Source organism: Lysobacter gummosus (assembly GCF_001442805.1).
GTDB classification, from domain to species: domain Bacteria; phylum Pseudomonadota; class Gammaproteobacteria; order Xanthomonadales; family Xanthomonadaceae; genus Lysobacter; species Lysobacter gummosus.
The window spans coordinates 2,270,542-2,285,960 of record NZ_CP011131.1 but is presented as its reverse complement, the minus strand read 5'-3'; the positions used below and the strand labels follow the sequence as shown (position 1 = coordinate 2,285,960).

Annotated in this window: 17 protein-coding genes; 11 read left to right on the top strand and 6 right to left on the bottom strand. The window is 65.8% G+C overall.

Translation table 11 applies throughout. The annotated features are described in order from the left end of the window. Positions 1–56 precede the first annotated feature (56 nt). The 3 genes from LG3211_RS09495 to LG3211_RS09485 form a co-directional block, all read right to left on the bottom strand. Positions 57–341, bottom strand: a complete 285-nt coding sequence (locus tag LG3211_RS09495; RefSeq protein ID WP_057942620.1) for a putative hemolysin — start codon at positions 339–341, stop codon at positions 57–59. Between the two features lie 121 nt (positions 342–462). Continuing rightward, positions 463–1,437 carry a lipase family protein gene (locus LG3211_RS09490; RefSeq protein WP_057942619.1) on the bottom strand — a complete coding sequence of 325 codons (975 nt, stop codon included), beginning with the start codon at positions 1,435–1,437 and terminating at the stop codon, positions 463–465. A 305-nt stretch (positions 1,438–1,742) separates the two neighbouring features. After that, a complete protein-coding gene (locus tag LG3211_RS09485; protein ID WP_187313162.1) occupies positions 1,743–3,893 on the bottom strand; it encodes a right-handed parallel beta-helix repeat-containing protein in 2,151 nt (716 codons plus the stop codon). Between the two features lie 523 nt (positions 3,894–4,416). Here LG3211_RS09485 and LG3211_RS09480 point away from each other — a divergent pair. After that, positions 4,417–4,938 carry a hypothetical protein gene (locus LG3211_RS09480; RefSeq protein ID WP_148648829.1) on the top strand — a complete coding sequence of 174 codons (522 nt, stop codon included), beginning with the start codon at positions 4,417–4,419 and terminating at the stop codon, positions 4,936–4,938. 384 nt (positions 4,939–5,322) lie between these two features. Beyond that, positions 5,323–6,435, top strand: coding sequence for an alpha/beta hydrolase (locus tag LG3211_RS09475; protein ID WP_057942616.1), 1,113 nt, complete (start codon positions 5,323–5,325; stop codon positions 6,433–6,435). Positions 6,436–6,542: 107 nt separating this feature from the next. Here LG3211_RS09475 and LG3211_RS09470 read toward each other — a convergent pair whose 3' ends face one another. Beyond that, positions 6,543–6,821, bottom strand: a complete 279-nt coding sequence (locus tag LG3211_RS09470) for a hypothetical protein (protein ID WP_148648828.1) — start codon at positions 6,819–6,821, stop codon at positions 6,543–6,545. Positions 6,822–7,613: 792 nt separating this feature from the next. On the opposite strand from LG3211_RS09470, the gene LG3211_RS27210 reads away from it, so the two are divergent. The 6 genes from LG3211_RS27210 to phaZ7 all read left to right on the top strand — a co-directional run bounded on the left by LG3211_RS27210 (position 7,614) and on the right by phaZ7 (position 11,588). Then, positions 7,614–7,745: a hypothetical protein gene (locus LG3211_RS27210; RefSeq protein WP_257720562.1), complete on the top strand. Its 132-nt coding sequence runs from the start codon at positions 7,614–7,616 to the stop codon at positions 7,743–7,745. Between the two features lie 181 nt (positions 7,746–7,926). Next, a complete protein-coding gene (locus LG3211_RS09465; RefSeq protein WP_083512421.1) occupies positions 7,927–8,214 on the top strand; it encodes a response regulator transcription factor in 288 nt (95 codons plus the stop codon). A 41-nt stretch (positions 8,215–8,255) separates the two neighbouring features. Then, positions 8,256–8,891, top strand: a complete 636-nt coding sequence (locus LG3211_RS09460; RefSeq protein WP_057942613.1) for a hypothetical protein — start codon at positions 8,256–8,258, stop codon at positions 8,889–8,891. A gap of 98 nt (positions 8,892–8,989) precedes the next feature. Next, on the top strand, positions 8,990–9,469 hold the full coding sequence (locus tag LG3211_RS09455) for a hypothetical protein (RefSeq protein WP_148648827.1): 480 nt from the start codon (positions 8,990–8,992) through the stop codon (positions 9,467–9,469). A 307-nt stretch (positions 9,470–9,776) separates the two neighbouring features. Beyond that, positions 9,777–10,238 (top strand): hypothetical protein, encoded by a 462-nt coding sequence (locus LG3211_RS09450; RefSeq protein ID WP_148648826.1) that lies wholly within the window; start codon positions 9,777–9,779, stop codon positions 10,236–10,238. 174 nt (positions 10,239–10,412) lie between these two features. After that, positions 10,413–11,588, top strand: coding sequence for an extracellular native short-chain-length polyhydroxyalkanoate depolymerase PhaZ7 (phaZ7, locus tag LG3211_RS09445; RefSeq protein WP_057942610.1), 1,176 nt, complete (start codon positions 10,413–10,415; stop codon positions 11,586–11,588). 19 nt (positions 11,589–11,607) lie between these two features. Here the strand turns inward: phaZ7 and LG3211_RS09440 are convergent, their stop codons facing one another. Next, the gene (locus LG3211_RS09440) at positions 11,608–11,988 is read right to left on the bottom strand and encodes a YciI family protein (protein WP_057942609.1); all 381 of its coding nucleotides are present in this window, start codon (positions 11,986–11,988) and stop codon (positions 11,608–11,610) included. A 432-nt stretch (positions 11,989–12,420) separates the two neighbouring features. Between LG3211_RS09440 and LG3211_RS09435 the strand changes: the two genes are divergently transcribed. Then, positions 12,421–12,792 carry a hypothetical protein gene (locus tag LG3211_RS09435; protein ID WP_148648825.1) on the top strand — a complete coding sequence of 124 codons (372 nt, stop codon included), beginning with the start codon at positions 12,421–12,423 and terminating at the stop codon, positions 12,790–12,792. A gap of 90 nt (positions 12,793–12,882) precedes the next feature. Here the strand turns inward: LG3211_RS09435 and LG3211_RS26340 are convergent, their stop codons facing one another. Next, complete coding sequence (locus tag LG3211_RS26340) at positions 12,883–13,203, bottom strand: hypothetical protein (protein ID WP_187313161.1); 321 nt, start codon at positions 13,201–13,203, stop codon at positions 12,883–12,885. Between the two features lie 148 nt (positions 13,204–13,351). On the opposite strand from LG3211_RS26340, the gene LG3211_RS09425 reads away from it, so the two are divergent. Then, a complete protein-coding gene (locus LG3211_RS09425) occupies positions 13,352–15,022 on the top strand; it encodes a tyrosinase family protein (RefSeq protein WP_057942606.1) in 1,671 nt (556 codons plus the stop codon). 6 nt (positions 15,023–15,028) lie between these two features. Continuing rightward, positions 15,029–15,418 (top strand): hypothetical protein, encoded by a 390-nt coding sequence (locus tag LG3211_RS09420; protein WP_057942605.1) that lies wholly within the window; start codon positions 15,029–15,031, stop codon positions 15,416–15,418. Position 15,419 lies beyond the last annotated feature (1 nt).

The following is a 15,419-nucleotide window of genomic DNA, read 5'->3' as shown; positions in this document are numbered from 1 at the left end:
CGGACTTCGAATCGAGCACTGGGCCGGGATCGTCCTGTATCGTGCTGCCGGCCGCCTTACTCCGCCGGCTTCTCGCACTTGCCGTCGCGGAACAGCGCCCACTCTTCGCACACGCGCCCGTCGGGCAGCGTGCACAAGCCGTACTGGCCGCCGTCCTTGCCGGTGCGGATTTCGAGTTTGCCGCCGACTTTCTGGCAATGCACCGAGGCCGGATTGGCCATGCCGATCGCGGTCGGTCTGGCGGCGGCGGTGTTGTCCGCGGTCGGGCCCGAAGGGGTGCTGCAGGCGGCCAGGGCCAGCATGGCGAGCGACAGCAGCGGCGACACAGCGCGTTGGTTCATGATCGGGGCCTCCCGGGAAACGGCCGCCACTATAGGGTCTTTCCGGTTCACGCCGGAGTGAAGGACGCCGCGCGCGATGGCCGCGCGCGACGCCCGCCTTGCCGCTTACCGGTCGCAACCGTCAGCCGCGCGCGGCCAGGTTGTTCTCGAACGCCATCTGCGCCTGGGCCTGATCGGCCCAACGCACGTCCGCGCTGGCCGGCGGATCGGTGCTGATCATGGTCAACGAAGCGTCCACGTAATCCGGGAACGTGCCGGCCCACTGCTGCGGCGTCGCCGGCAGGGCGTTGGTCAGCACCGTGGTCAGATTGACCAGCGAGTGGCGCGACAACAGATGCGGGAACCACTCGTGATCGACGTAGAACGCGGTGCGGAACCCGCTGCCGACCGCGCTGTAGTCGAACGCCGAAGGCGGCAGCGAAGGCACGTAGTCCCAGTAGTTGTAGACGCGCACGCTGTCGCTGTCGGCGATCTTGCTGGCGTAGGCGGTGGCCCAGTCGTCGGTGCCGACCATCGGGCTGGAGAAATTGATATTCAACGCCGTGGTCGGCTGGCTGATGGCGACATCCAGCGAGAACAACTGGCTCAAGGCCGCGCCCAGGCTGTGGCCGGTCACGTACAGCTGCGTGGTCGGGAACTGTTGCAGCAGGGCGAACAGCTGCTGCCGCATCGACTGGCTCATGCCGCCGCCGATGCCGTCGTAGATGCCGTAGAAACCCGACGACACCCGCGGCGTCGGGCTGATGCTGCCGCTGGTGGGAACGAAATCGGTCGGGATGAAATGCACGTCCTCGTACGCATCCAGGTCCGAGTCGGTGCCGCGGAAGGCGAAGATGCACGTGCCCGGGTCGCTGTCGGACTGAAACACCAGCCCGTATTTTTCCTCCGAACCGGTAAACAAGATCGCATCCCAGCCGGTCCAGGCGCCGACCTGGGTGTAACCGGCGGGCGCCTGATACGGCAGGCCCTGGTAATAGTCGTAGGCGGCCTTGGACGCGGCCGCCAGGGCCAGGGTCAAGGTTGCGTCGACAGTGGGATTGGACACCGGCTGCACATCGGAAGCCGGCCGTTTGGCCATCGCGTTGCTCGAGCTCATGGTTCGCCTCGTCGTGGGTTAACGGAATGACGTCGCGCGCGGCGAGCGCGTCTAGCGCCGTAAAGCGACGCAGAACGCGCGATAGGCAAGGTGACGCGCTTTGCCTGATTGCGGCAGGACTCGGCCGGCTGCGGCCGGTCCGGTTCGCACGCGGCATTCGTTAGTACGTCAAACGCACGGGGTTCAGGACAAAAAAAACGGAGCAGCGCGCTAAACGCTGCTCCGTCTTCGGGATCGATCCTGCCGGCGCGGCGAGCCGCCCTCGCCCACGCAAGCTGACTGCGCGGGCGGCGCCTTCGCGGCGCTTACTGCGGCGCGTCTTCGACCACGACATCGTCCACGTAGAAGGTCGCGTCCTCATGGCCTGAGTCGGACGACCCCAGCAGCATGATCCACACGCTCGCGGTCAGCGGCGGCGGCTGCACGGTGCCGGTCACCTGCGACCAATCGTCGCCGACCGCGCCGAACATCACGTCGCTGAAAGAGGTGCCCTCATCGCCGGTGGCCGGCGTGCCGTCTTCCTTGAGCCAGCGCAGACGCAGGCGCGAGTTGCCCGGCAGCGACGCAGTGCCGGCCGCATGTTTGATCCACAGGCTCACCCGCTTGGCGCCGTTGTCGGCGAGGTAACCGGGATGATTGGCGACCTGCACGCCCCAATAGCCGCTGCTGACCACCTGCAGGCTGTGCGTACCGGTGTGGCCTTGATCGGCACGGGCGATGCTGCTGCCGTACCACGCATTCCACAGGCCGGCCGATGGCTCCAGCGTCGCGGTCGGCGGATCGAGCAGATTGAACGGCGAGCCGTCGGTGGTGCTGCCGGCGTCCTGATGGTACGGCGCGGCCTGCCAGGCGCTGAAGCTGATCGCCTCGCCATAGCGCTTGGCGAAGCGCCATGGGCCGTAGTAGTGATTGTTCGCGAAGCGATTGTTGTTGTTGAACATCACATCGCTCTGCACCTGCTGCACGGTATAGGGCGACCAGGTCATGTTGTTTTCGCCGGTCGCGTACAGCGCCTGCGCGCCGCAATAGCTGGAGCTGTTGCACGGCACCACCGCCGGATCGAAGTAGAACTCGTTGTTGGTCACTTCGATGTTCTTCGCATGCCAGCGGCAATCGCGCTGCAGAACCGGGTCGGTGCCGATCTGGGTGTAGCACGGATGCAGGTTGCTGACAGGATCCGGGTACTTGCTCGGATGGTCCGGATCGGGCCGGGCGATCAGCGCCGGATGCACGAACGGGGTGCAGTACACCGAGCTGGTATTGCCGTTGGAATTGCAGAAACGGTTGGCGTTCTCGTAGATCGACACGCCGGAGAAATTATTCTCGAAGTAGTTGTCGTAGATGCGCAGCGAGGGGGAGCCGCTGATCTGCGACTGCAGGCGCGAATCGCCGCCGGACTCGGACAGGTAGATCGCCGGCGCCGGCGAGCCGCGGTCGGAGCCGCCCGACACCCAGGCGTTGTTGATGAAGGTATTGCTGCGGATGGTGGCGTTGTAGCTGATCTCGTACCAGATGCCGACGCCGTCGTTGTCCTTGATGAAATTATTCTCGAACAGGAAATCGATGTTGTTCGTGTCGGCCCACAAACCGGTGCCGCGGTTGTTGTGAACGTAGTTGCCGGCCACCTTCGCCCCGCGCACGTCCCAGAACTTGCCGCCGCCGGTGCAACCGCATTTGGTCGAGGTTTCCCAGTCGTCGGTGTTGTTGCCGGCGATCTCGTTGTAGCTCAGCTCGATGTCGACGATGGCCGAGCGGCCCGGCACCGGATTGTCCGGCGTCGGCTCGACGCTGGGCAGCGGCTTCTTGTACATGCTGAAGCCGTACTGGCCGTTGTCTTTCAGGCAGTTGTGGCGCACACGGTTGCCGCTGCCGAGAAACACCCCGGCGCCGTCGTTGTTGACGATGGTGTTGTATTCGATGGTCCAGTGGTCGCCGGCATCGTGGTTGACCACGCCCTGGTCAAAGTTGTCGCGGCCGCGGCCGAAATTGCGGATGGTCAGATAGCGGATGACAACGTTATCGACCGCGTTGGTGAAGGCGTACAGATTCTTGTTCTTGCCGTCCAGGATCGCGCCCGGCGCGCCCAGATAGGTGTTGCCCGCGCGGGCGATGATCTGGCCGTAGATGTCCTCGCCCAAGGTGTGCTCGCCGGTCTCGAACCAGAACGTCACGCCGCTGCGATTGAAATCGAAATGGCTGTTGTCGCCGGCCGGCACGAGGATCGCGCCCTCGGGCAAGGTCGCCGGGCCCGTCGGCATGACGCCGGCACTGCAGTAATTAACGGGCGCCTGCGCCGGCCACAGCAGGCCGGTGTGGGCCTGGCCTTCGCCGCCGATCCGCGCCTGCGCCGACACGGCCGGCGGCATCAGGGTGCAACTCAACAAAAGAGCCGGCAGGCACAGCCCGCGCAGCCTGCGATGGAATACGGACAACGGTTTGCGTCGATCGATGGCCACTGCGAAATCCCCGTGGATGGTGGCGATATGAGAGGTGTAGCCGCGCACGCGAAGCGGTTCTCGCCGCGGCGGCCATGACGGCCGCCGACGGACGCGATCCGAAGCGCTCCCCGCTCCGGTTCCGGCGCGTGCCTGGGCTGTGCAGGTAATGCCATGAGCCGTCATGGCTCAATAGTGGAGGCTGTCATCCCGCGACTGAGTTGTGATGCGGTTCGCGATAAGAGTCGGGGGCGGCGGGCGCTCGGCTGACCGGTGAGCGGCGGGTGTTGCGTCATCAGGCGGCGACGGATCGGCCGCGCGCAATACCCACGGTGGCGACTCGGGTCCGGCGCGCATTCATCGTGCCCGCGTCGGGTCGCCGAACCCGCGCCCGCATTTGCCTGCGCTTGCGCTTACGCGCGCCCTGCGCAGCGCATAAGTCCAATTGTCGCCGGCGAGCATCCGGCCCCGCGATTCGGGGACAACACCGCACACCGCCCTTGGCTACCGTGCGCACACCCTCCGCAGTGAACAAGGAACGGCCATGACTACCAAACATTCCCGCAACGCGCGTGCGTTGCTTCCGCTGGCGTGCTCGATCCTCGCCGTATGCGCCAGCGGCGGCGCCTTCGCCGGCGAAGCCGCCGCCGAGGCCTCGGCGCAAGGCCTGAACCAGGGCCAGAACATCCTGCATCGCATCTGCGCGCGCCAGTTCGAAATCGCGCAGAAGACCGATATGGAATCCTTCCGCGACTACGACGCCGCGACCTTCCGCGCCATCCACGACGAACGCGCCATCACCGTGTTCGACAGCGGCGGCACGCGCATCGGCATCGACGCGATCATGACCGCGCTGGCCAGCCACTTCACCAACCGCGAAGCCAAGTGGAGCTGGACCGAACGCTATCGCGTCGTCGACGGCTGCCGCTCGGCCTACATCCTGTACGAAACCGTTTACGAGATTCCGCGCATCGGCTATCGGCAGAAAGCCCTGACCGGCGTCACCTACACCCACGACGGGTTCAAGTGGCTGGCGATCGCGGACCAGGGCACCAAGCTGCCGTAAGCGTCCGCCAACCGGGTGTGCGCGGGGAAAGGCGGCCATTGGCCGCCTTTCTCGTTCCTGGGGAGCGGACCGGCCAGAGATCCGCACCCGCGCCTGGTCGCGGATCACGCCGCGCTCCGCGCGCTGTGAGCACGCCTGTTCGGCCGACGCGGACAAAAACCTGGGCGGCCCACCGGGTCAGACCGTTCACTGGCGTGCGCTGAGCGCCCGGCGATGTCCCGACAGTACGGCAAAAACGAGCGATTCCGATCCAGGCCGCGCACTCGGTGCAACCGCCGTCGCCCACGCCGCATCAGTTGCCACATGATCCGCGATGCCGGGCGCGCCCGGCGGATCGCATCATCACCTCCACCGGCAACTGGCCTTTCGCTCGGGATCCAATCCATGAAGACCGCTCACGTCCTGCTCGCCCTGCTGCTGTCCGCCAGCTCCACCGCCATCGCCGCCGAATGCAAGGACACCTCGAAGTACGCCGACGCGCGCGCCATCGTCAAGGACCTGGGCCGCATTGTCGCGCCCAACGGCGTGCAGGAAGCCTATGCCGCGCGCATCGGCGGCATCGAGCAGTGGATCAACGTGCGCGGCCAGGACAAGGACAATCCGATCCTGCTGATGGCGCACGGCGGCCCGGCATCGCCGCTGATCCCCACGATGTGGCAGTTCCAGCGCCCGATCGAGGAATACTTCACCGTCGTCAACTGGGACCAGCGCGGCGCCGGCAGGACCTACACCCGGCAGGACCCGAACAGCTACGCCGACACCATCCATATCGACCGCTACGTCGACGACGCCATCGAAATCGCCGAGTACGTGCGCAAGCGCTACGGCAAGCGCAAGGTCGTGCTGGCCGGCCACAGCTGGGGCACCATCGTCGGCATGAAGGCCGCGCTGAAGCGTCCGGACCTGTTCTACGCCTATGTCGGCATCGGCCAGGCCATCAACGTGCGCGAGAACGAGCGCATCAGCTTCGACTACGGCATGGCGCAGGCCAAGGCGCATGGCAACACCGAGGCGGTCAAGGAAATGCAGACCATCGCGCCCTACCCCGGCAACCAGCCGATCACCCGCGAGCGCATCATCATCGCCCGCAAGTGGGCGCAGTACTACGGCGGCCTGAGCGCGTACCGCGACGAATCCACCTATTTCTATCGCGCGCCGTCGCTGTCGCCGGAGTATGAGGATTGCGATCGCGCCGCGGTGGACGAAGGCAACGTGTTCTCGCTGGGGCGCATCCTGCCGGAGTTCCTTGACGTAGACATGAGCCAGGTGCGCGAATTTCCGATCCCGGTGGTGATGTTCATGGGCCGTCACGACTACACCACGCCGTCGCAGCCCACCGCGGCCTGGCTCAAGCAGGTCAAGGCGCCGTACAAGCACGGCGTTTGGTTCGAACATTCCTCGCACATGATCCAGTGGGAAGAACCGGGCAAAGTGCTGCTCAGCCTGGTGCAGTACGTGCGGCCGCTCGCCGACGAACGGGCCTCGCGCAAACCCTGAGCGCGGCGACGGAGCGGGTCCGTCGCGAGCGCACCGCCCATCAAACGGGGCGGCACCGGAGCCGCCGGCGATCGGGATCGTCGGCGGCGGGCGAGCGCTGGCTGTCGTCAGTTCCTATGGCAAGTGAGCGTTCCCTTGACGAACTGCACCTCGCTGAAAGGATCGAAGTAGGTTCCGTTCACCACGAATTCGCCCGCGGTCCCGCCCTTGCTCTCGCAAGCGCTGACCAGTTGGACCCGGACGACTTCGATCATTTCCTCCTCCGAAGTGAATACCGAGCCATCGGAAAGGGAGACGGTGAAACTTTCGCCCGCCGATGCGGCACCCATCGACAGCAGGCCGGCGGCGATCAACAGGGGCGAGAAAAAACGACGAGATAAGGTCATGAGGAAAACTCCATCGAGACATTTGAGTAACCGGGAGAGTCCCGGCGCGATTGTGTCGTTCGTTGCGCGCCCGTCCGGATCGGACGCAGGGAAAACTTAAACGCGCACCGGCAAAATTCAATCACCGGCGCGATGGCATCGATCGCACTTCGCTTGCTTTAGCGCGATCGGCGGCCGCTGCCTGGCCGCAACACCGGCGGATCGATCTCGGCGTGCATTAGAAGCTCAATCAGCCCAGTGTTTTACAGGTAAAAAATCACTGTAAATACGCATAGCCAGGCTACCGCCGGACCGCCTCCAGCGGCGGCTTGAACCGCGCGATCACACCGCGCGCGCCGCCGAAAAACAGTTCTATTCGACCAGGATCGTCGGAGCGGATGCGACCCGACGGCGCCGGAACGATCGCTGCAAGCAGGATGATTTCGTCTTTTTTCCGCGCCGACACCCGTGTGACTCGCAGCAGACAAAAATCATCTACCCGGATTGATCAGATTCCTCAATAACAAAGCAATCAGGCACACAAAATCACTGCGTCCTCGGCGCCGCTGATTGACAGATCGAATTCGACCGATCGTAAATTTGAATGACCACAATCGATATTTGCGACGCAGGCGGCGAAAAAGAATAGCCCCCCAATGCGATGGCCCGCAGTATTTGCGCGAATATTCCGGCGCACTCCATGCGTTGAACGCAACGCCTTGACGCTGGCCGCCCCCGTCGATTCGCCGATCGCGAACGCCGTCCCGCGGCCGGTCAGGCCATCGGCTACAAGTGCAATGACGAAGCCGCCGCATGGCGTCCAACATCAGCCGATCAGTTCCTGCCGCCGCCGAACCGCCGCTGGGAGGCGATCATGCAGTGCTGCTCAGCCTGGCGCAGTACGTGCGGCCGCTGGCCGTGGATCGACCGACGCCGAAATCCTGAACCGCCGCGCTGTCGCTGAAATCAGCGCGACGCTGACATTCATCTCGGCCAATCATGAAGGAGACGGCGCACCATCTCCTTCATGGCATTTAACCAAGGCTAAACGCGAAACCCCTGGGTGGCCTGATTCTTCCGGAACCCGCGTTCGCTCCAATTCCCACGCAGCGTTTTCCGACATCGGATGTCACCGGCTTCTGCGCACCGCCCCGATACGGTCAGGGACGACCTGCTACGCGAGGTCGCCCGAACTACCTATTGCCTGCTCAGCCCGATGGAGCAATCGGTGCTCGTCGCCGCCGCGCGCGGCGCCGAAGACAAACAGATCGCCGCATCGCTGGAGTGTTCGATCTCCACCGTGCGCACGCTGTGGCAACGCATCTATCACAAGACCGGACTGACCTCGCGGCGCAAGCTGATCGCGAAGATATGGAGCGAAGCGCTGCGCAGCGTGGGCGGTGTCGTTGTTTAAGCGACATGCCGTCGCGGCGACGATCTGGTACACCTTGCATCATGAAAACCATCTCGCGCACATGGATCGGTGGCGCGCTGCTCGGATTGGGCGGCCTCGCGATTTTCTTCCACCTCGACTCCGATACCCTGCAGACCGTATCGCAATCGCGCCCCGCGGCGGCAGCGCACACTCAAGCGGCCGATCCCGCGCAATCGTCGGGCACGGCCGAGCAGATCGCCGCCTTGCAGGCGCAGATCGACAAGCTGCGCACGCAGACCGCCGCGCAGCGCTTGAACGGCGAGGCATCGCCGATCGATCCAAAGCGCGCGATCGAACAAGACCGTAGGCGCCACGCGGCCTATGTCGCCGGCCTGCAATCCGCGTTCGGCCAGGAACGGGTCGATCCGCGCTGGGCGCCCACCACCACCTCGCGTCTGTGGGACGCGATCAACCATGACGACACCATGCGTGGCGCGATGCGCAACGTGGAATGCCGCGCGACCACTTGCCGGGTCCAGGTCAGCGACGACGGCAGCGGCAGCGTCAACAAGAACCTTCCGCTGTGGTCGCAGCAGCTGAGCGATCTGTTGCCGCGCATGGTCGGACAAAGCGTAGTCGGCGCCGACGGCCGGACCGAAACCGTGCTGTACCTGATGGCGCCCGACCCGGCCGCCGCGCGCGGCCCGCGCGGCTGAGCGCACGCGGAACCGAACTTCAACCCGGCGTCAGCCTCCCTGAACTGGCGCCGGCGATGGAGGACAGGGAAACGTCTACTCAACTCACGGAGCTACACATGAAAGCCAATGCAATGATCCTCGGACTCAGCCTCGTCGTCGGCGCGCTGGGCAGCGCCGTTCCGGCGAGCGCGCATGCGGCCACCGCGCAGAACATCAACATCAGCGGCACCGCCTGCAAGAACTACAACGCGTCCGAAGCGCTGGACATCGATTACCTCACCAGCGGCGTGCGCAACCTCAACGCCAGCCCGCGCTCTGTCGTCTGCCCGATCGCGCGTCATCCGGTTACAGGGCCAGGCCAGGCCTACTACGTGGACGGCAGCAACTACGCCGGCGCGTCCACCACCTGCACCGTCTCGGCCTATGACTACAACGGCACCTACCTGAGCTCGACCAGCTTCACCCGCAGCGATGCCACCTACAGCAACTACACCTCGCTGCCGACGGTCAGTTACTGGGGTTATACCTCGGTGCTGTGCACGCTGCCGGGCGGCGCCAACGGCGTGTTGTTCGGCGCCAGCGCGATCGATTCCTGATCAACCGATCGAGTCGAAACCATCCGGCCATGGACGCCGGCCGCGCACCCGGGTGCGCGGCCGGCGTCGTTGTCTCGGCATCGGCCGACGCCGAACACATCGCACCAATCGATGCGACGCTCGGCCGCGCAGATCCGCGCCAATCTAACCGACGCTCAAACCGGTAACTGGATACGTGTTTGCGCCAATACCCGGGCATAGGCTGCGCTCATCCGGCGGTGTCCGTCCCCGCGCGACCCTGCCACGCTCACCGTCCGTCCAGACCACGCGTCCTGCGCTCGCAAGAGCGCCCTCAAGGAGAGTTGCGATGAAACGGGTCGATACACCGCGGTTTTCCGCGCGTCTGCGCGCTTTGCCGATGGCCTTGCTGCTGGCCGGGGCCATGGTTCCGGCCGGCGCGGCCGCCACCTGCAATGTCGAAATCATCAACCAGAGAACCGTGGTCACCGCGACCGTGGTGCTGGGCCTGAGCGAGAGCTGCAGCGCGCCGATCGCGGCGTTTCCATCGCCGTTCACCTGCGAAACGGAGGTTCTCGGCCTGCGCTCGGGCGGTAACGACTCTTTCCATCAATACGACAGCGGCATGCCGGACCTGGCCGAATGCACAACGCAGGATGAGATCGTGGTGTGTTACGCCGACGGCCAGGCGCCGCCATCGGACGTCGCCTTCGAATGCAAGGCGGAAATCCATCGCGCCCTACTCGACCTGTTTCCGGCGACCGCCACTTCGGCGTGCGGCTGCGCTTCGTTGAAGAGCACGGGACGATAACGCGGGCGCGTAGACCGCTTCGACGGCGAAGGGCGCGCGGACATCGCGATGGGCGAGCGCGGCCAACCGTTTCCCCATCGCCCATAGGTGCAATACCCAAGTGCCGCGGGCCGGTCCAGCATCGGCCCGATCCGACTTTCGCTGTCGTCGAACGGGCACTCAGGGGAGGCACTCATGTTCCGCAACACGCTGAAGTTGGTTTCACTCGCGCTTTCGAATCCGCAAGCCGTCGCCGGCCATGCGTCGGCCGCGGTCCTGGCCGCGCTGTTGCCGCTGGCCGGCGGCGGCGCGCTGCTGGCGCCGTCCACCGCGCAGGCGCTGGATTGCGGCGCCAACAACGGCTACACCTGCCAGGGCGCCGCCAGCCAGTACGCCGGCGGCTTCAATCCCGGCGTCGGCAGCGGTGGTTTCGGCGGCGGCGATTGCATCGCCACGCGCACGCCGGTGGTGTTCGTCGCCGGCAACGGCGACAGCGCGATCAGTTTCGACATGCCGCCCGGCGCGGTCAGCGGCTACACCACGCCGGCGTACTCGGTCTACGACGAACTCAAGTCGCGCGGCTACAACGATTGCGAACTGTTCGGCGTCACCTACCTGGACGCGGACGAGCGCGGCTCGCCGCAATACAACTATCACCAGCCGGCCAAGTACCAGATCCTCAAGACCTTCATCGACAAAGTCAAAACCTATACCGGCCGCAGCCAGGTGGACATCGTCTCGCACTCGCTGGGATCGTCGATGAGCCTGGCGATGGTGAAGTACTACGGCTACCAGGCCAGCGTGCGCCGCTTCGTCAACATCGGCGGCGGCCTGCGCGGATTGCAGACCTGCCTGAGCACCGGCTACCAGTCGGCGTACGCACCGACCTGCAACGCCGAGGCGTACGTCTTTCCCTACGACTACTACACCTTCGGCCTGTATCCGAGCAGCGGCGTCGCCTACTACGGCTACAACCGCTGGACCGGCAGCGGCAGCAACAGCCTGCGGGCGATGCCGACGATGTACAGCACCATCGCCTTCTACAGCATCACCGCCGGCGCCTACGACCAGGTGCAGTGCTTCACCACCAGCTACTCGGCCGGATGCGCCAACGGCGCGCTGTTCAACGCGGCGAGCAACCTCAAGGCGCAGGTCGACATCGGCACCGGCAGCAGCGCCTACGCCTACGACTGGGACTGGAGCGACGGCAGCCCGTACAACGCCGGCGGCGGCGACACCAGCAACGGCGTCGGCCACTTCCGCTCCAAGACCAACGCCGGACGCATCGTCTACAACATGCTGGCGACGACCTGCACCACCGGCTGCGCGAACGGATACGTCGGGGTGAACGGGCCGGCGACGAATCGCTGACCCGTACCGCGGCGGCGAATCAGTTGGCCGTCGCCGCGCCGCCGCCGCAGCGGCCGTCGTCCTGCAACGGCCGCAGTTCGCATTCGATGTCCCACTCGTCGCCGTGGACTTCCAGGAACCGCCGTGTCTGCGCGATCGCTTCTTCCTTCGTCTTCGCTTCCAGCATGGCGTAGCCGCCGATCACTTCCTTGGCTTCGGTGAAGGGGCCGTCGGTGGCGGAGACCTTGCCGCCGCGCAGGCGCAGGCGTACGCCTTCGGCGCTGGGCTTGAGCCCGGCGGTCTCGATCAGCACGCCCTCGCGGGTCATCTGCTCCATCAGCTTGCCCATGTCGGCGAGCAAGCGCTCGGTGGGCGGCTGGCTGGTGGTCTCGTTGATCCGGATCAGCGAAAGAAAGCGCATCGGTCGTCTCCTGGTGGCATGAAAGGGGAGCGCGGGCCGCCGGACAGTTCCGGCGCGTAAACCCCGCTCCTGCCTTGACGACGAACGGGCGGCGGCCGGATCGACACGATGTCAAAAAAAAATCCCGATCGGTTCGCCGCAGCCGCGCGCCGGCCCGGACGAATCTCCCCACCCCGGGCCAGGGACTTGGTGAAGCGCAGCGCCGCCGCGGCATCGGCCGGCCTTCGGCCTGTGACGCGGTTGGCAATCCACGCGCGATCGCGCCGCTGCCGTGTCCTTCGCCATCGCCATAGACCGTTGCCACAAGAGCCGCTCGCCGCAAGCGACCGGCCCCAGCGATCGCGAGCGCGCCACGCAAGTCGCGCGGCGCGGGCGCCGCACGCGCAAGCGATGGTCGCCTGCGCCCGTTTCCACGCCTACAAGGAAATCGCCATGAACCGGTTGTCCCTGATCCTCGCATCGCTGCTGTTGATCGCCGCCGGCATCGCCGCCGCCGCCGAACCGCCGTCCAAGGCGCCGGCGAAGTTGACCGACGCGTTTCCGCAAGCCACCGCGACCACGTGCGCGCTGCCGCCGAAGACCACCCAGTACTCGTTCTGGCAGTCGTGCAACGACGTGACCATGAACGGCTGCACCCTGCAGGCGAGCTGCCGCATGGCCAACGGCAATTGGCGCAAAGCCACCTTCGACATGAGCAAGTTCGGCCAGTGCTATTCCGATCCTTTCGGCGGCCGCAATCTGGTCAACAGCAACGGCACGCTGTGCTGCGGCTATGCGGGCACGCCGCAGATCTGCGGCACCTGAGCCGCGCCGGGCATGACGACGTGCCGGGCGGGCCGCGGCCTGTCCGGCACGGATCGGGCCAGCCGCGGGCCCGGTTGTTCGCGGCGTTACTTATTGCTCGCGACGCAGCCGATGCAAGTCGTCAGCCGAGCGCTCGCGATAACGCCGCGCGGCGATGACGGATGAAATATCGCGGCACGGCGCAAAAGGATCGAACGCGTCGCGCCCCGGCCGCGGCATCGAAGCGCCCGGCGACACCACCGGCATCGATGAAGCGATCGCCGTGTTCGCGCCCGCGTGCATCGCTGCATTGTGTGACCTCAATTGCAAATCCGGATCTATTTCGCCACGCCTGTCCGAAACCGGGCTTCCGGCCCGTTCACACAGAGAACGCTCGATCCGGATCGACCGGGGACAAGAGATCTGGCTCACGCGCGCTAACCACTACCGGCGCGCTCACCTGGGCTCGATCGCGCAACGAATCCAGCCGTCGCCCTGCATTCACGGCAGCGACGCGGACCATGCGCCCCGCCGTCCGTGCAAGGGATTGAGGATCGCCACGTACCCAAAGGAGAGCCCGATGCGCTACACACGCCGCGAATTTCTGAGCACCGCCACCACCGCCGTGGGCGCCTCGCTGCTGCCGTTCGGCTCATTGCTGGCCGCCGGTCCCGGCTCCGGCCCCGGCCCCAAAGGCTCGGACCCGACCGCGCGCTATCGCCGCCACGATGTCGCCACCGTCGAAGGCCAGCGCATGCTCGCCAGCTACGCGCGCGGCGTGCAGGCCATGCTCGCGCTTCCGGCCGAACACCCGCACAACTGGTTCCGCAACGCCTTCACCCACTTCCTGGATTGCCCGCACGGCAACTGGTGGTTCTACGTCTGGCATCGCGGTTACGTGGGCTACTTCGAACGCACCATCCGCAAGCTCAGCGGCGACGCCAGCTTCGCCATGCCGTTCTGGGACTGGACCCGGCATCCGGAGATTCCTTCCGGCATGTTCGACGGCGTGCTCACGCCGACCGACAGCGCCTACGCGCCCTACACCGGCAACCTGTTCAAGTTCACCGAGTTCGTAAAACCGGCGATGCTGAAGTACTGGAACTCGCTCAGCAGCGCGCAGCGCGCGCAGTTGCAAACGCGCGGCTATCCCACCTTCGACGATGTCTGGAACGACGTCACCGGCTACAGCGTCGCGCACAAGGCCGGCCTGTCGGGCAACCAGAGCTACGCCATCACCTGCGGCGCGCGCTATCTGTCGCGCTCCAATCCCAAGCTCGACGCAAAGACCACCTACGACGTCTCGCCGCACATCGTCAGCTCCGGGCTGATGCCGACCTTGTTCTACGATCCCAGCATCAGCAACAGCTTCGCCAGTTCCAAGACCGCGACCCATCTGGTGCAGCCCGACGGTTCGACCAACTTCTCGATCCTGGAAGGCTTTCCGCACAACAAGGTGCACAACTACATCGGCGGCGTCGGCGCGATCGATCCGGGCCCCTACGGCAACATGACCAACTTCCTCTCGCCGGTGGACCCGATCTTCTATCTGCACCACTCCAACATGGACCGGTTGTGGGACCTGTGGACGAAGAAACAGCTCGCCGCCGGGCAGCCGATCCTGCCGACCGGCGACGACCTGGCGACCTTCATGAACGAGCCGTTCCTGTTCTACGTCGATGGCGAAGGCGGTTTCGTCGGCCCGAGCAAGGCCGGCGACTACGTCAGCACCAGCGCGTTCGATTACGACTACGGCCCGGGCTTCGGCAGCGACATGCCGATCATTCCGCGGATCAAGTCGACTTCGTCCGCCAATCGCTATGGCGCGATCAAGGGCAACATCGAAGCCGATGCCGCTTCCGTCGTGCTGCCGTCGGCCCTGGTCAAGCGCCACCTCAGCGACGCGCTGCCGGCGCCGCTGATCGCGGAAGTCACCATGGACCGGCCCGAAGGCCTGGCGGTGACGCGCGAGTTCGACGTGCTGGTCAACGCACCGGCCGGCGTCGGCCGCGTCGATGCCGACAGCCCGTACTACGCCGGCACCATCGCGTTCTTCGGCCCGACCATGCCCAACATGGCGATGTCGCACTCGGCCACCTTCGCCGTCCCGCTGCGCAAGACCTTGCAGGCGTTCTCAAGTTCGAATGCGGAAAGCGCCGGCACCCGCCTGAATATCCGGCTGGTGCCGTCGGGTACGCAACCGGCCGATCCGGTGCCGGTGCAGGCGGTCTCGATCACCTCCGGCGGCTGAGCGGACATGCCGCGGCGCGCCGTCGTTCTCGCTCTCGCGATGTTGATCGCGCAGAGCGGGTGCGCGGCCTCCGGCGGCTACCGCACGCTGACGCTCGCGCATCCGCCGAGCGTGGGCGAAACCGTCTACCTCGAAGTGCGCCTGGGCGCGTTGGCGGGCGGGCAGGAAATCGAAGTGCTCAGCGACGATGGCCGCAGCCTGGGCGTGATCTCGCCGCACGCTATCCGCGCCGGGAGCGACGCCGGCACCTACACCGTTCCCCTGCCCGCCGAAGCGATCCGCGGCACGCGCGTGCGCATCCGCCTGATCACCACGCCCGCCGGCGGCGCTGCGCGCGATGCGAACGCGGATGAGGTGCGCGAGGTGCGGGTGATGGGCGACGACGGGAAGAACTAGC

Excerpts from the sequence above, each read along its gene's own strand:
- LG3211_RS09495 (WP_057942620.1), bottom strand. The coding sequence starts at position 341 with ATGAACCAACGCGCTGTGTCGCCGCTGCTGTCGCTCGCCATGCTGGCC.
- LG3211_RS09490 (WP_057942619.1), bottom strand. The coding sequence starts at position 1,437 with ATGAGCTCGAGCAACGCGATGGCCAAACGGCCGGCTTCCGATGTGCAG.
- LG3211_RS09480 (WP_148648829.1), top strand. The coding sequence starts at position 4,417 with ATGACTACCAAACATTCCCGCAACGCGCGTGCGTTGCTTCCGCTGGCG.
- LG3211_RS09475 (WP_057942616.1), top strand. The coding sequence starts at position 5,323 with ATGAAGACCGCTCACGTCCTGCTCGCCCTGCTGCTGTCCGCCAGCTCC.
- LG3211_RS09470 (WP_148648828.1), bottom strand. The coding sequence starts at position 6,821 with ATGACCTTATCTCGTCGTTTTTTCTCGCCCCTGTTGATCGCCGCCGGC.
- LG3211_RS27210 (WP_257720562.1), top strand. The coding sequence starts at position 7,614 with ATGGCGTCCAACATCAGCCGATCAGTTCCTGCCGCCGCCGAACCGCCG.
- LG3211_RS09465 (WP_083512421.1), top strand. The coding sequence starts at position 7,927 with ATGTCACCGGCTTCTGCGCACCGCCCCGATACGGTCAGGGACGACCTG.
- LG3211_RS09460 (WP_057942613.1), top strand. The coding sequence starts at position 8,256 with ATGAAAACCATCTCGCGCACATGGATCGGTGGCGCGCTGCTCGGATTG.
- LG3211_RS09455 (WP_148648827.1), top strand. The coding sequence starts at position 8,990 with ATGAAAGCCAATGCAATGATCCTCGGACTCAGCCTCGTCGTCGGCGCG.
- LG3211_RS09450 (WP_148648826.1), top strand. The coding sequence starts at position 9,777 with ATGAAACGGGTCGATACACCGCGGTTTTCCGCGCGTCTGCGCGCTTTG.
- phaZ7 (WP_057942610.1), top strand. The coding sequence starts at position 10,413 with ATGTTCCGCAACACGCTGAAGTTGGTTTCACTCGCGCTTTCGAATCCG.
- LG3211_RS09440 (WP_057942609.1), bottom strand. The coding sequence starts at position 11,988 with ATGCGCTTTCTTTCGCTGATCCGGATCAACGAGACCACCAGCCAGCCG.
- LG3211_RS09435 (WP_148648825.1), top strand. The coding sequence starts at position 12,421 with ATGAACCGGTTGTCCCTGATCCTCGCATCGCTGCTGTTGATCGCCGCC.
- LG3211_RS09425 (WP_057942606.1), top strand. The coding sequence starts at position 13,352 with ATGCGCTACACACGCCGCGAATTTCTGAGCACCGCCACCACCGCCGTG.
- LG3211_RS09420 (WP_057942605.1), top strand. The coding sequence starts at position 15,029 with ATGCCGCGGCGCGCCGTCGTTCTCGCTCTCGCGATGTTGATCGCGCAG.